The sequence below is a fragment of the Pseudomonas fluorescens genome (assembly GCF_003732425.1).
Taxonomy (GTDB): Bacteria; Pseudomonadota; Gammaproteobacteria; order Pseudomonadales; family Pseudomonadaceae; genus Aquipseudomonas; species Aquipseudomonas fluorescens_BE.
In genome coordinates this window covers 1-16,657 of record NZ_MOBX01000010.1, presented here as the reverse complement: position 1 = coordinate 16,657, position 16,657 = coordinate 1, and the positions used below count along the sequence as shown (strand labels likewise).

Annotated in this window: 13 protein-coding genes; 1 reads left to right on the top strand and 12 read right to left on the bottom strand. The window is 57.6% G+C overall.

The genetic code is table 11. The annotated features are described in order from the left end of the window. Positions 1 to 75: 75 nt before the first annotated feature. The 12 genes from BK670_RS10110 to sdhC form a co-directional block, all read right to left on the bottom strand. Entirely contained in the window at positions 76 to 477 is a 402-nt protein-coding gene (locus tag BK670_RS10110) for an MAPEG family protein (RefSeq protein ID WP_123449647.1), read from the bottom strand. Further along, complete coding sequence (locus tag BK670_RS10105) at positions 477 to 1,214, bottom strand: DUF599 domain-containing protein (RefSeq protein ID WP_123449646.1); 738 nt, start codon at positions 1,212 to 1,214, stop codon at positions 477 to 479. Before BK670_RS10105 ends, BK670_RS10110 begins: the two co-directional genes overlap by 1 nt. A 266-nt stretch (positions 1,215 to 1,480) precedes the next feature. Next, on the bottom strand, positions 1,481 to 2,794 hold the full coding sequence (gene brnQ, locus BK670_RS10100; RefSeq protein WP_123449645.1) for a branched-chain amino acid transport system II carrier protein: 1,314 nt from the start codon (positions 2,792 to 2,794) through the stop codon (positions 1,481 to 1,483). Between the two features lie 362 nt (positions 2,795 to 3,156). Beyond that, entirely contained in the window at positions 3,157 to 4,038 is an 882-nt protein-coding gene (gene sucD / locus BK670_RS10095; RefSeq protein WP_007919877.1) for a succinate--CoA ligase subunit alpha, read from the bottom strand. Beyond that, the gene (gene sucC / locus BK670_RS10090) at positions 4,038 to 5,204 is read right to left on the bottom strand and encodes an ADP-forming succinate--CoA ligase subunit beta (RefSeq protein ID WP_007919879.1); all 1,167 of its coding nucleotides are present in this window, start codon (positions 5,202 to 5,204) and stop codon (positions 4,038 to 4,040) included. Before sucC ends, sucD begins: the two co-directional genes overlap by 1 nt. A 199-nt stretch (positions 5,205 to 5,403) precedes the next feature. After that, positions 5,404 to 6,840 carry a dihydrolipoyl dehydrogenase gene (gene lpdA, locus BK670_RS10085; protein WP_007919881.1) on the bottom strand — a complete coding sequence of 479 codons (1,437 nt, stop codon included), beginning with the start codon at positions 6,838 to 6,840 and terminating at the stop codon, positions 5,404 to 5,406. Between the two features lie 97 nt (positions 6,841 to 6,937). Continuing rightward, a complete protein-coding gene (gene odhB / locus BK670_RS10080; protein ID WP_123449644.1) occupies positions 6,938 to 8,155 on the bottom strand; it encodes a 2-oxoglutarate dehydrogenase complex dihydrolipoyllysine-residue succinyltransferase in 1,218 nt (405 codons plus the stop codon). Between the two features lie 44 nt (positions 8,156 to 8,199). Further along, positions 8,200 to 11,031 carry a 2-oxoglutarate dehydrogenase E1 component gene (locus BK670_RS10075; protein WP_123449643.1) on the bottom strand — a complete coding sequence of 944 codons (2,832 nt, stop codon included), beginning with the start codon at positions 11,029 to 11,031 and terminating at the stop codon, positions 8,200 to 8,202. Positions 11,032 to 11,282: 251 nt separating this feature from the next. Continuing rightward, on the bottom strand, positions 11,283 to 11,987 hold the full coding sequence (locus BK670_RS10070) for a succinate dehydrogenase iron-sulfur subunit (RefSeq protein ID WP_038364054.1): 705 nt from the start codon (positions 11,985 to 11,987) through the stop codon (positions 11,283 to 11,285). Positions 11,988 to 11,998: 11 nt separating this feature from the next. Then, complete coding sequence (gene sdhA / locus BK670_RS10065; RefSeq protein ID WP_123449642.1) at positions 11,999 to 13,771, bottom strand: succinate dehydrogenase flavoprotein subunit; 1,773 nt, start codon at positions 13,769 to 13,771, stop codon at positions 11,999 to 12,001. Between the two features lie 3 nt (positions 13,772 to 13,774). Next, on the bottom strand, positions 13,775 to 14,143 hold the full coding sequence (sdhD, locus tag BK670_RS10060) for a succinate dehydrogenase, hydrophobic membrane anchor protein (protein WP_007919900.1): 369 nt from the start codon (positions 14,141 to 14,143) through the stop codon (positions 13,775 to 13,777). Continuing rightward, a complete protein-coding gene (gene sdhC / locus BK670_RS10055; protein ID WP_038363944.1) occupies positions 14,137 to 14,511 on the bottom strand; it encodes a succinate dehydrogenase, cytochrome b556 subunit in 375 nt (124 codons plus the stop codon). The genes sdhD and sdhC overlap by 7 nt, the downstream gene beginning before the upstream one ends. Before the next feature lie 362 nt (positions 14,512 to 14,873). On the opposite strand from sdhC, the gene gltA reads away from it, so the two are divergent. Continuing rightward, positions 14,874 to 16,163: a citrate synthase gene (gltA, locus tag BK670_RS10050; RefSeq protein WP_003222994.1), complete on the top strand. Its 1,290-nt coding sequence runs from the start codon at positions 14,874 to 14,876 to the stop codon at positions 16,161 to 16,163. The last annotated feature ends 494 nt before the right edge of the window (positions 16,164 to 16,657 follow it).

Here is a 16,657-nt window from a genome sequence, read left to right as displayed (position 1 = left end):
GCTTTTTGCTGCAGAAAAAAGAAAACCCGCCAAGTGCGGGTTTTCTTTTGCCTGTCATTTAACGCCAGGGTCGCTTTAGAGCAAGACAGTTCTAAAAGTCGGACTAATCATCAGCAACAACGAACAGACTAAACCAACTAGCCAGACCAGACTGCGCAGCTTGGGCAGATCGGCCAGATAGAACCACAAGAAGAGGATCCGCGCGATCACGAAGACGATCGCCAATGTATCGATCAGCCAGCCTGCCGTTTGCGTGGTGTGCGCCATCAACACACCGACTGCAAACAAGATGAAGGCTTCGATACTGTTCTGGTGAGCCGCCAGCGCCCTCGCGCCGTAACCAGTCAATTGCGCCTGTTGCTGACGCGGCAGGTGATTGTTGTAACCCCCCTGCTCTTTCATCGCTTTGCCTACCGGCATACGTGCGATATAGATCAACAGTGCACTGATAAACACACACCAGAACGGAATACTCATCAAGCGACCTCTCTGTTTGTTTCGGGAAGGGGGGCTTCTGTAGGGGTATAGACCATGACATCGAGCACGTCGGAGTGAAACTCGCGGCGATACAGCACAACGACGACGCCGGCGCTCATCAGCATGAACAACCACGGACTGACGAACCAGGCCAGCATGCTCATGCCGAAATAATAAGAACGCAAGCCGAAGTTGAACTGGTTGGCCGCCATTGAAATCACCCGCGCTGCCCGCAAGGCGAAGGCCTTGCGCTCCTGCTCCGACACCTGCCGCTCACCGATCATCGGCGCCGAACCCACCAGTACCGCCGCGAAGTTGTACTGACGTATGCACCAGCTAAAAGTGAAGAAGGCGTAGACGAACACCATCGCCAGACACAGCAACTTGATTTCCGACATGCCCTGCGACGCCTGCTGCACCATCGGGATGTCTGCCAGCAACGACACCGCACGCTCTGACGCGCCAAGCACGGTGAGAATACCGGCGAGAATAATCAATGTGCTGGAGGCGAAGAACGAGGCGTTGCGCTCCAGGTTACCGATCACACTGGCGTCGGCGATGCGGTTGTCACGCAGCAGCATGCGGCGCATCCAGTCTTCGCGGTACAGGTGCAACACGCTGGCCAGGCACGCAGTATCGCGGGCCTTCCAGGAAGCATAACGGGTATAACCACCCCAGCAGATGACAAACCAGACGGCGGCGAGCAGGTGGATCAGGTTGGCTTGGATGAACGACATGCAATTCCCTGTGAGGTGTGTACACGGCACTGATTACTTGTGGGAGCGAGCCTGCTCGCGAAAGAGTTGTGTCTGCCGCCATCAATGTTGCGTGATACGCCGCTTTCGCGAGCAGGCTCGCTCCCACATTAAGATTTCGGCAACCCTTCGACGTTAGCTCAGGGAAAAAGACACTGCATGACGCCCATAAAAAATGCCCCGTATCGATTGATACGGGGCATTTCTGTTTAATCGCTCGAGACCCGCTTGTGGCGGGCCAGCAAACGTCAGGCAACCGCTTCGCTGCGCTTGCCGAGCATGCGGTCGCAAACCACTGCAACCACCAGGGTCATCACACACGGCACCAGCCATGCAAGGCCCTGCTCGCTCAGCGGCAGGTGGGACAACTGCGATGGCATCCAGTCAGCCAGACCTGCGCCTTTCAGCGCGTCGATGGTGCCGAACACGAACGACACCAACATCACCGGACCGAGAATGCGCCCGTGTTCATTCCAGAAGTCTTTGCAGAAGCTCAGCGCCACCAGCACGATGCACGGCGGATAGATTGCAGTCAGCACCGGGATCGAGAAAGCAATCAGCTTGGTCAGGCCCAGGTTGGACACCAGCAGCGAGAACGCCGCCAGAATGATCACCAGGGTCTTGTAGGACAGTGGCAGCACACGGCTGAAGTATTCAGCGCAAGCACAGGTCAGACCGACCGCCGTTACCAGGCAGGCCAGCGAGATCAGCACCGCGAGGAAACCGCTGCCCAGCGAACCGAAGGTGTGTTGCACATAGGCGTGCAATACCGCTGCGCCGTTGGTCGCGCCCACGGCCACTTCATGGCTGCCGGAACCGAGACGGAACAGGCTGACATACACCAGCGCCAGACCGACACCGGCGATCAGGCCAGCGATGATGGCGTAACGGGTGATCAGCGCTGGCGACTCGACGCCACGGGAGCGGATCGCATTAACGATGACAATGCCGAACACCAGCGCGCCCAGGGTATCCATGGTCAGGTAACCATTGATGAAGCCTTGGGAGAACGGTGCCGCCACGTACTCAGGCGTGCCGTGGCCGATGTCACCCGCCGGCAAGGCGAATGCCGCGATACCGAGCACCGCCAGTGCGATGATCTTCAATGGCGCAAGGAAACGGCCCACGGTGTCCAGCAAACGTCCAGGGTAGAGCGAGATGAAGAACACCAGCAGGAAGTACACCGAACTGTAGAGGAACAGTGCCAGCGGGCTTTCGCCAGTCAGCGGCGCCAGACCCACTTCGAAGGACACGGTCGCGGTACGCGGAGTGGCGAACAACGGGCCGACCGCCAGATAGCACGCCGCAGCCAGAATGCCGCCAGCGATCTTGCCGATCGGGCTGCTCAGTGCATCCATCGCCCCACCGACCTTGGCCAGCGCAACGACGGTGATCACCGGCAGACCCACTGCGGTGATCAGGAAGCCCAGCGCGGCCATCCAGACGTGAGGTCCGGCCTGCAAGCCGACGATAGGCGGGAAAATAATGTTGCCAGCCCCAACGAACAGGGCAAATGTCATAAAACCAAGTGCCAGGATGTCCTGACCTTTCAAAACTTTCATTAAGGTAATACCACACTACTGAATCGGAATTTAGAGGGGGATTGCCCTGTGTAATTAGGGAAATGCTGTCGATCCGTATGGGACTGACCCTTAAAGCGCGTTGCATGCCTTGTGGGCGGCAGACGCAAAAATGGCTGCTAGCCTAACGAATTTGGCTGGCGAACGCACTGTTAGAGGGCGAACTATCCGATACGCGACGTTTCTGTGTCGCGTTTATGTATGAAAAGCAGCTGCAAGCTACAAGTTTCAAGCTGCAAGAAAAAAGCTTGTCGCTTGAAACTTGCAGCTTGCAGCTGCTCTTGAACGACAAAGGCCACCCGAAGGTGGCCTTTGTTTGGTAAAGCGTCAGCTAAGCGCGAGGCTTACTTGACAGCCCAACCGGTCAGCTCGGCCAGGGCCTTGCCGATGTCTGCCAGCGAACGCACGGTTTTAACGCCTGCGTCTTGCAGTGCAGCGAATTTCTCGTCTGCAGTGCCTTTGCCGCCAGAGATGATTGCGCCAGCATGGCCCATGCGCTTGCCCGGAGGAGCAGTCACACCAGCGATGTAGGAAACAACCGGCTTGGTCACGTGTGCCTTGATGTAGGCAGCCGCTTCTTCTTCAGCCGAACCGCCGATCTCACCGATCATCACGATCGCTTCGGTCTTCGGGTCTTCCTGGAACAGCTTCAGGATGTCGATGAAGTTCGAACCCGGGATCGGGTCACCACCGATGCCGACGCAAGTCGACTGACCGAAACCGGCGTCAGTAGTTTGCTTAACAGCTTCGTAGGTCAGGGTGCCGGAACGCGAAACGATACCGACCTTGCCTGGCAAGTGAATGTGACCTGGCATGATGCCGATCTTGCATTCGCCTGGAGTGATCACGCCTGGGCAGTTAGGGCCGATCAGGACTACGCCCAGCTCGTCGCACTTAACTTTAGCGTCCAGCATGTCCAGGGTAGGAATGCCTTCGGTGATGCAGACGATCAGCTTGATGCCGCCGAATGCCGCTTCCAGGATCGAGTCTTTGCAGAAAGGAGCCGGAACGTAGATCACGCTGGCGGTAGCGCCAGTGGCCGCTACTGCGTCTTTGACGGTGTTGAACACTGGCAGACCCAGGTGCTCGGTGCCGCCTTTGCCCGGAGTTACGCCGCCAACCATCTTGGTGCCGTATTCGATGGCTTGCTGGGTGTGGAAACTACCTTGCGAACCGGTAATACCCTGGCAGATAACTTTGGTGTCTTTATTGATCAGGACGCTCATTATTTGCCCTCCGCAGCTTTGACAACTTGTTGAGCAGCGTCGGTCAGGCTGGTAGCAGCGATGATGTTCAAACCGCTTTCTGCCAGTACTTTAGCGCCCAGCTCAGCGTTGTTGCCTTCAAGACGAACAACAACCGGGATTTTCACGCCGACTTCTTTCACAGCGCCGATGATGCCTTCGGCAATCATGTCGCAGCGAACGATGCCGCCGAAGATGTTGACCAGTACTGCAGCGACATTGGTGTCGGACAGGATGATCTTGAACGCTTCAGTTACGCGTTCTTTGGTAGCGCCACCACCTACGTCGAGGAAGTTGGCTGGCTTGCCGCCGTGCAGGTTGACGATGTCCATGGTACCCATGGCCAGGCCAGCACCGTTGACCATGCAGCCGATGTTGCCTTCCAGTGCTACGTAGTTCAGTTCGAACTTGGCAGCGTGCGCTTCGCGCGGATCGTCTTGCGACGGATCGTGGAAAGTCTTCAGCTTAGGCTGACGGTACATGGCGTTGGCGTCGATGTTGATCTTGGCGTCCAGGCAGTGCAGATCGCCGTCAGCCTTGATCACCAGCGGGTTCACTTCCAGCAGAGCCAGGTCGTGATCCTTGAACAGTTTGGCCAGACCTACGAAGATCTTGGCGAACTGAGCAACCTGCTTGCCTTCCAGACCCAGCTGGAATGCCAGCTCGCGACCCTGGAATGGCTGAGCGCCAACCAGTGGATCGATAGTGGCTTTCAGAATTTTTTCTGGAGTGTCGTGAGCGATTTTCTCGATGTCCACGCCACCTTCGGTGGAAGCCATGAACACGATGCGACGGCTCGAACGGTCAACGACAGCGCCCAGGTACAGCTCTTTAGCGATATCAGTGCACGATTCAACCAGGATCTTGGTGACTGGCTGGCCATTGGCGTCAGTCTGGTAAGTCACCAGACGCTTGCCCAGCCACTGCTGTGCGAAGGCTTTGGCGTCTTCTTTGCTGCGAACCAGCTTGACGCCGCCCGCTTTACCGCGACCACCGGCGTGGACCTGGGCTTTGACAACCCACTCGCTGCCGCCGATTTTGTCGCAAGCTTCTGCTGCTGCTTCCGGGGTGTCTACTGCATAACCAGTGGAAACTGGCAGGCCGTATTCAGCGAACAGCTGCTTACCCTGATACTCGTGAAGATTCATGCTTTTTACCGTCTTCGTTAGGTACTGCGCATTCGGCGCTGCGCTCGTTTGAGTGCCGCGCCACCTGTGACTGCTGCTTGCGTAGCCTTTCCGGATACCCGGTGCAGCTACGCAAGACTGCGTCCAGCGGACATTCCGCGGTGAGACTTGCTCGCAAGGCTCACGACGGGCCGTTACCGCCGTGGTTTCTTATTGTGTCTTAACGCTTCTTGCGGTTGGCAATGTGGATGGCGCCGCCATTCACAGCCAGAGCAGCTTCGTGCAAGGCTTCAGACAGGGTCGGATGGGAGAAAACCATCATGCCCAGGTCTTCAGCGCTGGTGCCGAATTCCATACCGATCGCGCCCTGCTGAACCAGTTCTGCAGCGCTCGGGCCAATCACGTGCACGCCCAATACGCGGTCAGTCTTGGCATCAGCGATGACCTTGACGAAACCACCGGTATCGTTGGCGGCCATGGCACGGCCGGAAGCGGCGAACGGGAAGGTGCCGACGTTAACTTCAACGCCTTCAGCTTTCAAGGCCTGCTCGGTTTTGCCAACCCACGCGATTTCCGGGTGAGTATAAATAACCGAAGGGATCAGGTCATAGTTCATCTGGGCTTTGTGGCCCTTGATGCGCTCGACAACCATGATGCCTTCTTCGGATGCCTTGTGAGCCAGCATCATGCCGCGAACCACGTCACCGATGGCGAAAACGCCCGGTACGGTGGTCGCGCAGTGATCGTCAACGTGCACGAAGCCGCGCTCGTCGAGGGTCACGCCGCTGTCGGCAGCCAGCAGATCAGTGGTCACCGGACGGCGACCAACGGCTACGATCAGCTTGTCGAAAGTGATGGTCTGTTCGCCGTTGGCATCGGTGTAGTTCACAACGACTTCGTCGCCGTTCACTTTCGAGCCAGTGACGCGAGCGCCCAGTTTGATGTCCAGACCCTGTTTGGTCAGGGTTTTCAGCGCTTCCTTGGAAACAGCGGTGTCCGCTGCCATCAGGAAGGTGTCCAGTGCTTCCAGGACGACTACTTCAGAACCCAGACGCGACCACACCGAACCCAGTTCCAGACCGATCACGCCAGCGCCGATCACGCCCAGACGCTTAGGTACGGACTGGAATTCCAGAGCGCCAGTCGAATCAACGATGACTTTCTGATCAACCGGAGCCGGTGGAATGTCGATCGGACGCGAGCCTGGAGCCAGAATGACGTTTTCAGCTTCGATAACTTCAACCGAGCCGTCTGGCTTGGTGACTTCGACTTTCTTGCCAGCCAGCAGTTTGCCGTGGCCCTGGATCGAAGTAACGCCGTTGGCCTTGAACAGAGTGGCAACGCCGCCGGTCAGGTTCTTGACGATGCCAGCCTTGCGGCCAACCATCGCAGCGACGTCCATTTTGACTTCGCCAGTCGAGATACCGTGAACGTTGAAGCTTTCTTTCGCTTCCTTGTATTTCCAAGAACTGTCGAGCAGCGCCTTGGAAGGAATGCAGCCCACGTTCAGGCAGGTGCCGCCCAGGGCTTGCTTGCCTTCAGCGTCGGTGTACTTCTCGATGCAGGCAGTGGTCAGACCCAGCTGCGCCGCCTTGATGGCAGCCACGTAGCCACCAGGGCCAGCACCGATCACTACTACGTCAAATTTCTGCGACATTCAAAAAATCCTCTTTAGCGAAAAGCTTCAAGCCGCGCGCTCCAAGCCAAGCTGCCCTTTCGTGCAGCTTGAAACTTGAAGCCCGCAGCTGCTTCTATCAGATATCCAGCAACAGACGAGCCGGATCTTCCAGCAGGTTCTTGATGGTCACCAGGAAGGTTACAGCTTCTTTGCCATCGATCAGACGGTGATCGTAGGACAGTGCCAGGTACATCATCGGACGGATAACGACCTGACCGTTGATGGCCATAGGACGCTGGATGATGTTGTGCATGCCCAGAATCGCTGCCTGCGGCGGGTTGACGATCGGGGTCGACATCATCGAACCGAAGGTACCACCGTTAGTGATGGTGAAGGTACCACCGGTCATCTCGTCCATCGACAGTTTGCCGTCACGGGCTTTCTTGCCGAAGGTGGCGATGCCGCCTTCGATTTCAGCCAGGCTCATCAGTTCGGCGTTACGCAGAACCGGTACAACCAGACCACGATCGCTGGAAACGGCAACGCCGATGTCCGCGTAGCCGTGGTAAACGATGTCGCCGCCGTCGATCGACGCGTTGACAGCCGGGAAGCGTTTCAGCGCTTCAGTAGCGGCCTTGACGAAGAACGACATGAAGCCCAGGCGTACGCCGTTGTGGGACTTCTCGAACAGATCCTTGTACTTCGAACGCAGGGCCATGACTTCGGTCATGTCGACTTCGTTGAAAGTGGTCAGCATCGCCATGTTCGACTGTGCTTCAACCAGACGCTTGGCCACGGTGGCACGAACGCGGGTCATCGGTACGCGCTTCTCGATGCGGTCGCCAGCGGCGAACACCGGAGCGGCAGCCGAAGGCGCAGCAGCCTTGGCAGGCGCGGCAGCCGGAGCGGCTTTCTTCGCAGCAACAGCAGCCACCACGTCTTCCTTGGTCACACGACCGCCTTTGCCGGTGCCGGCAACGGAAGCGATGTTGATGCCGTTTTCTTCAGCCAGCTTGCGCGCAGCCGGAGCAGCAACAGGATCGTCTTCACCTTCGCCAGCAGCTGGAGCGGCAGCAGCAGCCGGAGCAGCAGCGGCGGCTGGAGCAGCGGCAGCGCTGCCCTCTTCGATCGAGCCCAGTACCTGGTTGGAAAGAACGGTATCGCCTTCGTTGGCAACGATTGCGCCCAACACGCCGTCAGCTTCAGCCAGGACTTCGAGTACGACTTTGTCGGTTTCGATGTCGACAATCAGGTCGTCACGCTTGACGGCCTCACCTGGTTTCTTGTGCCAAGTGGCAACGGTGCCATCGGCAACCGATTCCGGGAATGACGGGGCTTTGATTTCGATAGCCATTATCTGTGGGTCCTTAAAATTCGGTTTCAGTCAGCGCGAAGGCGTTAAACAGTGAAAGCATCTTGCAGCAGTTTTTCCTGCTGCTCGGCGTGCATCGATGCGTAACCACAAGCAGGTGCAGCAGAAGCCTCACGGCCCGCGTACTCAAGTACGAGAGACTTGTCGAGGTTACCGATGCTGCGACGCAAGTGATGTTGGCTGCAGTACCAAGCGCCCTGGTTCATCGGCTCTTCCTGACACCAAACGGCATGTTTGACGTTGGTGTATGGAGCCAGGACTTCTTTCAAGTCGTCCTCAGGGAACGGATACAGCTGCTCGATCCGCACGATGGCGATATCTTCACGGCCTTCGGCACGGCGTTTTTCCAGCAGGTCGTAGTAGACCTTGCCGCTACACAGAACAACACGCTCGACCTTTTTCGGGTCCAGAGTATCGATTTCCGGGATCACGGTCTGGAACGAACCTTCGGCCAGATCTTCCAGGGTCGAGATGGCCAGCTTGTGGCGCAGCAGCGACTTTGGAGTCAGCACGATCAGCGGCTTGCGCAGCGGACGAATGACCTGACGACGCAGCAAGTGGTAGATCTGTGCTGGCGTGGTCGGCACGGCGACCTGAATGTTGTGCTCGGCGCACAATTGCAGGTAACGCTCAAGACGTGCCGAGCTGTGCTCAGGACCCTGACCTTCGTAACCGTGTGGCAACAACATGGTCAGACCGCAAAGACGGCCCCACTTGTGCTCGCCGCTGGTGATGAACTGGTCGATTACAACCTGTGCACCGTTGGCGAAGTCGCCGAACTGGGCTTCCCAGATCACCAGCGCATCCGGCGTGGTGGTCGAATAACCGTATTCGAACGCCAGTACCGCCTCTTCCGAGAGGAACGAGTCGTACAGGTCAAAACGTGGCTGACCGTCGTACAGGTGCTGCAGCGGAATGTAGGTGCCCGCGTCTTTCTGGTTGTGCAACACAGCGTGACGGTGCGAGAACGTACCGCGGCCGATGTCCTGACCGGTCATGCGGATCGGGTGACCTTCGAACGCCAGGGTCGCGTACGCCATGGTTTCGGCGTAACCCCAGTTGATCGGCAGGCCGCCGGCTTGCATCTTCTGACGGTCTTCGTAGATCTTCGAAACCTGACGCTGAACCACGAAGCCTTCCGGAATTTCCAGCAGCTTGGCGGACAGTTCTTGCAGGGTCTTCAGATCGAAACGCGTGTCGTGACGCGCAGTCCAGGCGTGGCCCAGATACGGACGCCAGTCTACGAACAGTTCTTTGTTCGGCTCTTTGACCAGCGATTTCACGACGTGCAGACCGTTGTCCAGCGCGTTACGGTATTCGTCGACTTTCGCCTGAACACGCTCTGCGTCCAGTACACCGCCCTGGGTCAGACGATCAGCGTACAGCTCACGGGTGGTGCGCTGTTTGGTGATCTGCTGATACATCAGAGGCTGGGTACCGCTTGGCTCGTCGGCCTCGTTGTGGCCGCGACGACGGTAGCAGACCAGGTCGATTACCACGTCACGCTTGAACTGCATGCGGTAGTCGATGGCCAGCTGGGTCACGAACAACACGGCTTCCGGATCATCACCATTCACATGGAGGATCGGTGCCTGGATCATCTTCGCAACGTCGGTGGCGTACTCGGTGGAACGCGAGTCCAGCGGGTTGCTGATGGTGAAACCGACCTGGTTGTTGATCACGATGTGCACGGTACCGCCGGTCTTGAAACCGCGGGTCTGCGACATCTGGAAGGTTTCCATGACCACGCCCTGACCTGCGAATGCAGCGTCACCGTGGATGGAGATCGGCAGAACCTTCTCACCGGTCGGGTCGTTACGACGATCCTGACGGGCGCGAACCGAACCTTCTACCACCGGGGAAACGATTTCCAGGTGGGACGGGTTGAACGCCATGGCCAGGTGAACTTCACCGCCGGCGGTCATCACGTTGGACGAGAAGCCCTGGTGGTATTTGACGTCACCGGAACCCAGCTCGACCTTCTTCTTGCCTTCGAACTCGTCGAACAGCTCGCGCGGGTTCTTGCCGAAGGTATTGACCAGCACGTTCAGACGACCACGGTGGGCCATGCCGATGACGACTTCCTTGGTGCCGTAGGAACCGGAACGCTGGATCAGTTCGTCGAGCATCGGAATCAGGCTTTCGCCGCCTTCCAGACCGAAACGCTTGGTGCCCGGGTATTTGGTGCCCAGGTATTTTTCCAGGCCTTCACCGGCAGTCACGCGCTCAAGCAGGTGGCTCTTGATGTCGGCGGAGTAAGTCGGACGACCACGCACGCTTTCCAGACGCTGCTGGAACCACTGGCGCTGCTCGGAATCGGTGATGTGCGTAAATTCAGCGCCGATGGTGCGGCAATATGTCTGCTGCAACGCTTCGTGAATTTCGCGTAGGCTCGCTTCCTCTTTGCCGATGAACAGGTCGCCGGCACGGAAGGTCGTATCAAGATCGGCATTGGTCAAGCCGTAATGATTGATCGACAGGTCTGCAGGTGCAGGACGCTGCCACAGTCCCAGCGGGTCAAGCTGGGCTGCCTGGTGGCCACGCATACGGTAGGCCTGGATCAATCGCAGCACTTCAACTTGCTTCTTCTCGTGCTCACTGCTCACGCTGCCGGCGGAAACCGGTTGGGCGCGGCGCTGGTTCTTTGCCAGCAGCACGAAATGATCGCGAATTGTGGAGTGCGAAACATCAGTGGCAGAGTTGCCGTCGGCAGGCAACTTCTGAAAGTAGGTGCGCCACTCTTCTGGCACAGCGTTAGGGTCGTGCAGGTAGAGCTCATAAAGCTCTTCCACATAGGCAGCGTTTCCACCTGAAAGGTAGGCGCTGTTCCACATGCGCTGCATCACGCTTTCTTGCATGCTTGGTCACCCTCGGTTAGGGGAACACCATCGGTGTCGACACCGAGCAAACTTGCAGAAGTCCGAATGCAGCGACTAAAACAAGCCACTTAGGATCACACTGATAGTCCGGGTACCAGCCCGGATGCCCCTGCTTGTCTCATTTCTTCAAAATAAGAGCGGCAGCTTGTGGCTACTGCTCTGGTTATAGCCATGACGCGGGTTGAAGCCCGCGCCACAGCCTCTACGGTACAGCGGTTACAGCAGCTGAATCACACGCCGCTCGAAAGCAGCATGTTACGGATGTGACCGATGGCCTTAGTCGGGTTCAGGCCTTTCGGACATACGTTGACGCAGTTCATGATGCCCCGGCAGCGGAAGACGCTGAACGGGTCATCGAGCGAAGCCAGACGCTCGTTGGTCTTGGTGTCACGGCTGTCTGCCAGGAAGCGGTAGGCTTGCAGCAGCGCAGCTGGACCCAGGAACTTGTCCGGGTTCCACCAGAAGGACGGGCAAGAGGTCGAGCAGCAAGCGCACAGGATGCACTCGTACAGACCGTCGAGTTTTTCACGCTCTTCTGGCGACTGCAGACGCTCGATGGCCGGAGCCGGCGTGTCGTTCTGCAGGTAAGGCTTCACCTTCTCGTATTGCTTGTAGAAGATGCTCATATCGACGACCAGGTCACGGATAACCGGCAAACCTGGCAGCGGACGAACGATCAGCTTGTTACCTTTTACAACGGCGGACAGCGGCGTGATGCACGCCAGACCGTTTTTGCCGTTGATGTTCATGCCGTCGGAGCCGCAGACGCCTTCACGGCAAGAGCGACGATAGGAGAAACCCTCGTCCTGCTCTTTGATCAGGGCCAGCACGTCCAGCACCATCAGGTCTTTACCACCGGTATCGACCTGGAATTCCTGCATGAACGGCGCAGCGTCCTGATCAGGGTTGTAGCGATAAACACTGACTTGCAACATGGCGGTCACCCTTAATAAGTCCGGACTTTAGGTTCGAAAGTCGGAACAGTCTTCGGCGAGAAGTTCACGGCACGCTTGGTGACGCGCTTGTCACCCGGGAAGTACAGGGTGTGGCACAGCCAGTTTTCGTCGTCACGGTCTTCAAAGTCTTCACGGGCGTGAGCACCGCGGGACTCTTTACGTACTTCGGCCGCGATGGCGGTAGCTTCAGCCACTTCCAGCAGGTTTTGCAGTTCCAGCGCTTCGATACGGGCAGTGTTGAACGCCTGCGACTTATCGTTGATCTTCACGTTGGCGATACGCTTGCGCAGATCGGCCAGCTGAGCAATACCCTTCTGCATGTATTCGCCAGTACGGAATACACCGAAGTAGTTCTGCATGCAGCTCTGCAGCTCGCGACGCAGGGTAGCGACGTCTTCGCCGTCGGTACGGCTGTTCAGCGCGTTCAGACGCGACAGGGCTGCTTCGATATCGGCTTCGGTAGCGTCGTCGTATTCGATGCCGTCGGTCAGTGCTTTTTCCAGGTGCAGGCCGGCAGCGCGGCCGAATACCACCAGGTCGAGCAGCGAGTTGCCGCCCAGACGGTTGGCACCGTGTACCGATACGCAAGCCACTTCACCTACTGCGAACAGACCAGGAATGATCTGATCGACGCCGTCGGCGTCCTGGGTGATCGCCTGACCATGAATGTTGGTGGCAACGCCGCCCATCATATAGTGGCAAGTCGGAACAACCGGAACTGGCGCAACAACCGGGTCAACGTGAGCGAAAGTCTTCGACAGTTCGCAGATGCCTGGCAGACGGCTGTGCAGCACTTCCTCGCCCAAGTGGTCGAGTTTGAGCATTACGTGGTCGCCATTCGGACCGCAACCGTTGCCGGCGATGATTTCTTTAACCATCGAGCGAGCAACCACGTCACGACCGGCAAGGTCTTTGGCGTTCGGAGCATAACGCTCCATGAAACGCTCGCCGTGCTTGTTGATCAGGTAACCACCTTCACCACGGCAACCTTCTGTAACCAGTACACCGGCGCCGGCGATGCCGGTCGGGTGGAACTGCCACATTTCGATGTCTTGTACCGGTACGCCAGCACGCAGAGCCATGCCGACGCCGTCACCGGTGTTGATCAGGGCGTTGGTGGTGGAAGCGTAGATACGACCTGCACCGCCGGTAGCCAATACAGTGGCCTTGGCGCGGATGTAGGTGGTTTCGCCGGTTTCGATGCAGATCGCGATCACACCGACGAATTCGCCTTCCTGGTTTTTCACCAGGTCGACAGCGTAGTACTCGTTCAGGAACGTGGTACCGGCTTTCAGGTTGCCCTGATAAAGGGTGTGCAGCAGCGCGTGACCGGTACGGTCGGACGCCGCGCAAGTACGTGCAGCTTGACCGCCCTTGCCGTAGTCCTTGGACTGACCACCGAACGGACGCTGATAGATACGGCCTTGCTCGGTACGCGAGAACGGCAGACCCATGTGGTCCAGTTCGAAAACGGCAGCCGGGCCTTCCTGACACATGTATTCGATAGCGTCCTGGTCACCGATGTAGTCGGAACCCTTGACGGTATCGTACATGTGCCAGCGCCAGTCATCGTTCGGGTCAGCGGACGCGATTGCGCAGGTGATACCGCCCTGGGCGGATACAGTGTGCGAACGGGTCGGGAAAACCTTGGTGATCACGGCAGTCTTGTGACCGCCCTGTGCCAGTTGCAGCGCAGCGCGCATGCCGGCACCGCCACCACCAATAATGATGGCGTCGAAAGAAATCGTTGGAATGTTAGCCATGACTCAGATACCCCAGAGAATCTGCACACCCCAGACGAAGTAAGCGAACATCGCGATGCCGCAAACTGCCTGGAAAAGGAAACGTACTGCGGTCGCGGACTTGCCCAGCGCCATTGGCGTCAGGTAGTCGGTCGCGATGGTCCACATGCCGACCCAGGCGTGAGCGCCAAGGGCAACGAGGGCCAGCAGACTGAAGATACGCATCCCGTTGTGAGCGAACAGGCCGTGCCACTGGTCGTAGCCAATGCCCGGATTCGCTGCAAGGTATCCGATCAGGAAAATGAAATAAGCCGCGAGAACAACCGCAGACACACGTTGCGCCATCCAGTCATAGAGGCCCGAACGCGAAAGGTTCGTAACGCTGGTTACCATATCCAAACTCCTGCCAGAACGATCAGCACCACGGAAATGGCGATGATGATTTTCGAGCCCAGGCGGCCGCCTTCCAGCGTCTCACCGATGCCCATGTCCATGATCAAGTGGCGCACACCGGCTACCAGGTGATACAGCAGAGCGGACAGGAGGCCCCATGCTACGAACTTGGCCAGCGGGCTGGTCAAGCATGCCTTCACTTCGGCAAAACCTTCCTCGGAACCCAGAGACTTGCCCAATGCATAAAGCATGAAGCCGATACCCAGGAAGAGGATGATGCCGGAAACACGGTGAAGAAACGACGTAACGCCGGTGATGGGGAGTTTGATGGTCCTTAGGTCTAGGTTTACAGGTCGTTGGCTTTTCACGGCTTTTTTTTCACACTGAAGAGCCCCTAACAATCAGGGCAAAGTTGTTGGGGAGTGCACTGGTCAGGTAACCACCACCCAGGGATGCGACCCCCAATAAAGCAGGCCCAAAAGCCCATGGCGGTCGGTGGCCGAGTATAGACAGTTAGGCTACTAATGACAACGCAATCACCTACCCCAAATAGCTGATTGCACAACTCGTATAAAAGGCGTAAATGGCAGTCAATTTCGAGGAAAAAGTGCGCTTAAAGCCTTCTGGAGCAAGACTTTAGGCAAATTGACATTCGAATTTATCTCACTATAGTGGTGCGGGCCCTGCGTGGGGGGTCTGTCTGATGGTTCAAGCATAAATAGGAGGCCACATGGCTGACAAAAAAGCGCAGTTGATCATCGAGGGCGCAGCCCCCGTCGAGCTGCCCATTTTAACCGGCACCGTTGGTCCCGATGTAATCGATGTTCGGGGCCTGACGGCCACGGGCCGCTTCACTTTCGACCCAGGCTTCATGTCGACCGCCTCGTGCGAGTCGAAGATCACCTATATCGACGGCGACAACGGCATTCTGTTGCACCGCGGCTACCCGATCGAACAACTGGCTGAAAAGTCGGACTACCTGGAAACCTGCTACCTGCTGCTCAACGGCGAACTGCCGACCGCAGAACAGAAGGCCCAGTTCGTCAGCACCGTGAAAAACCACACGATGGTTCACGAGCAGTTGAAAACCTTCTTCAACGGTTTCCGTCGCGACGCCCACCCGATGGCCGTCATGTGCGGTGTAGTCGGCGCCCTCTCGGCCTTCTACCACGACTCCCTGGACATCAATAACCCGCAGCATCGCGAAATCTCCGCGATCCGCCTGGTTGCCAAGATGCCGACCCTGGCAGCGATGGTTTACAAGTACTCCATGGGCCAGCCCATGATGTACCCGCGCAACGACCTGACGTACGCGGAAAACTTCCTGCACATGATGTTCAACACCCCGTGCGAGATCAAACCGATCAGCCCGGTGCTCGCCAAGGCCATGGACCGGATCTTCATCCTCCACGCCGACCACGAGCAGAACGCATCGACCTCCACCGTGCGCCTGGCCGGCTCTTCGGGTGCCAACCCGTTCGCCTGTATCGCCGCTGGTATCGCCGCACTGTGGGGCCCTGCCCACGGCGGTGCGAACGAAGCCGTATTGACCATGCTTGACGAGATTGGCGATGTGTCGAACATCGACAAGTTCATCGCCAAGGCCAAGGACAAGAACGATCCGTTCAAACTGATGGGCTTCGGTCACCGCGTTTACAAGAACCGCGACCCTCGCGCGACTGTGATGAAGCAGACCTGCGACGAAGTACTGAAGGAACTGGGCATCAACAACGATCCGCAACTCGAACTGGCCATGCGCCTGGAAGAGATCGCGCTGACCGACCCGTACTTCATCGAGCGCTCGCTGTACCCGAACGTCGACTTCTATTCGGGGATCATCCTCAAGGCAATCGGCATTCCGACTAGCATGTTCACCGTGATTTTCGCGCTGGCACGTACTGTTGGCTGGATCTCCCACTGGAAAGAAATGCTCTCCAGCCCGTACAAGATTGGCCGTCCGCGCCAGTTGTACACCGGCTATGAGTCGCGTGACATTACCAAGCTGGAAGACCGCAAATAAGACTTGTCTTGCGATAATTTCTTAGCGTTGTACCGGGAACGGCCTCTATTTATATAGGGGCCGTTTTTGTTTGTGCTTTCGCGGTTTTGTAATTGGGGACATATCCGTTGCTGCGGGTGCTGCCGCTGGCGGTTTCGCTCTTACAGCGAGTCCCTTTTTCAAACGCCAAAAAGGAACCAAAAGGCTTTGCCCCTGGCGTACGGCACTTCGCTGAGGCTCAGTGTTCCCTCGCTACGGTGTCCATCCGGGGGCATCGCCTACGGTTTGCTTCGCTGCACCTCCTCTCGATGTATGCGGCTACGCCGCACGGCGCTGCGCGCCTAACCCCCGGATGAACACCTTCGCTCGGCCTGCCGATGGGGCAAAAAATCAAAAGCCACATCAAGATCAAAAGCCAAAGCCAAAGCCAAAGCTAAAGCTAAAGCTAAAGCCAGATCAAAGGCCCCTCACTGTAGAGACCGGTACATCCTTTACAAATTAGACCGGGGACATCG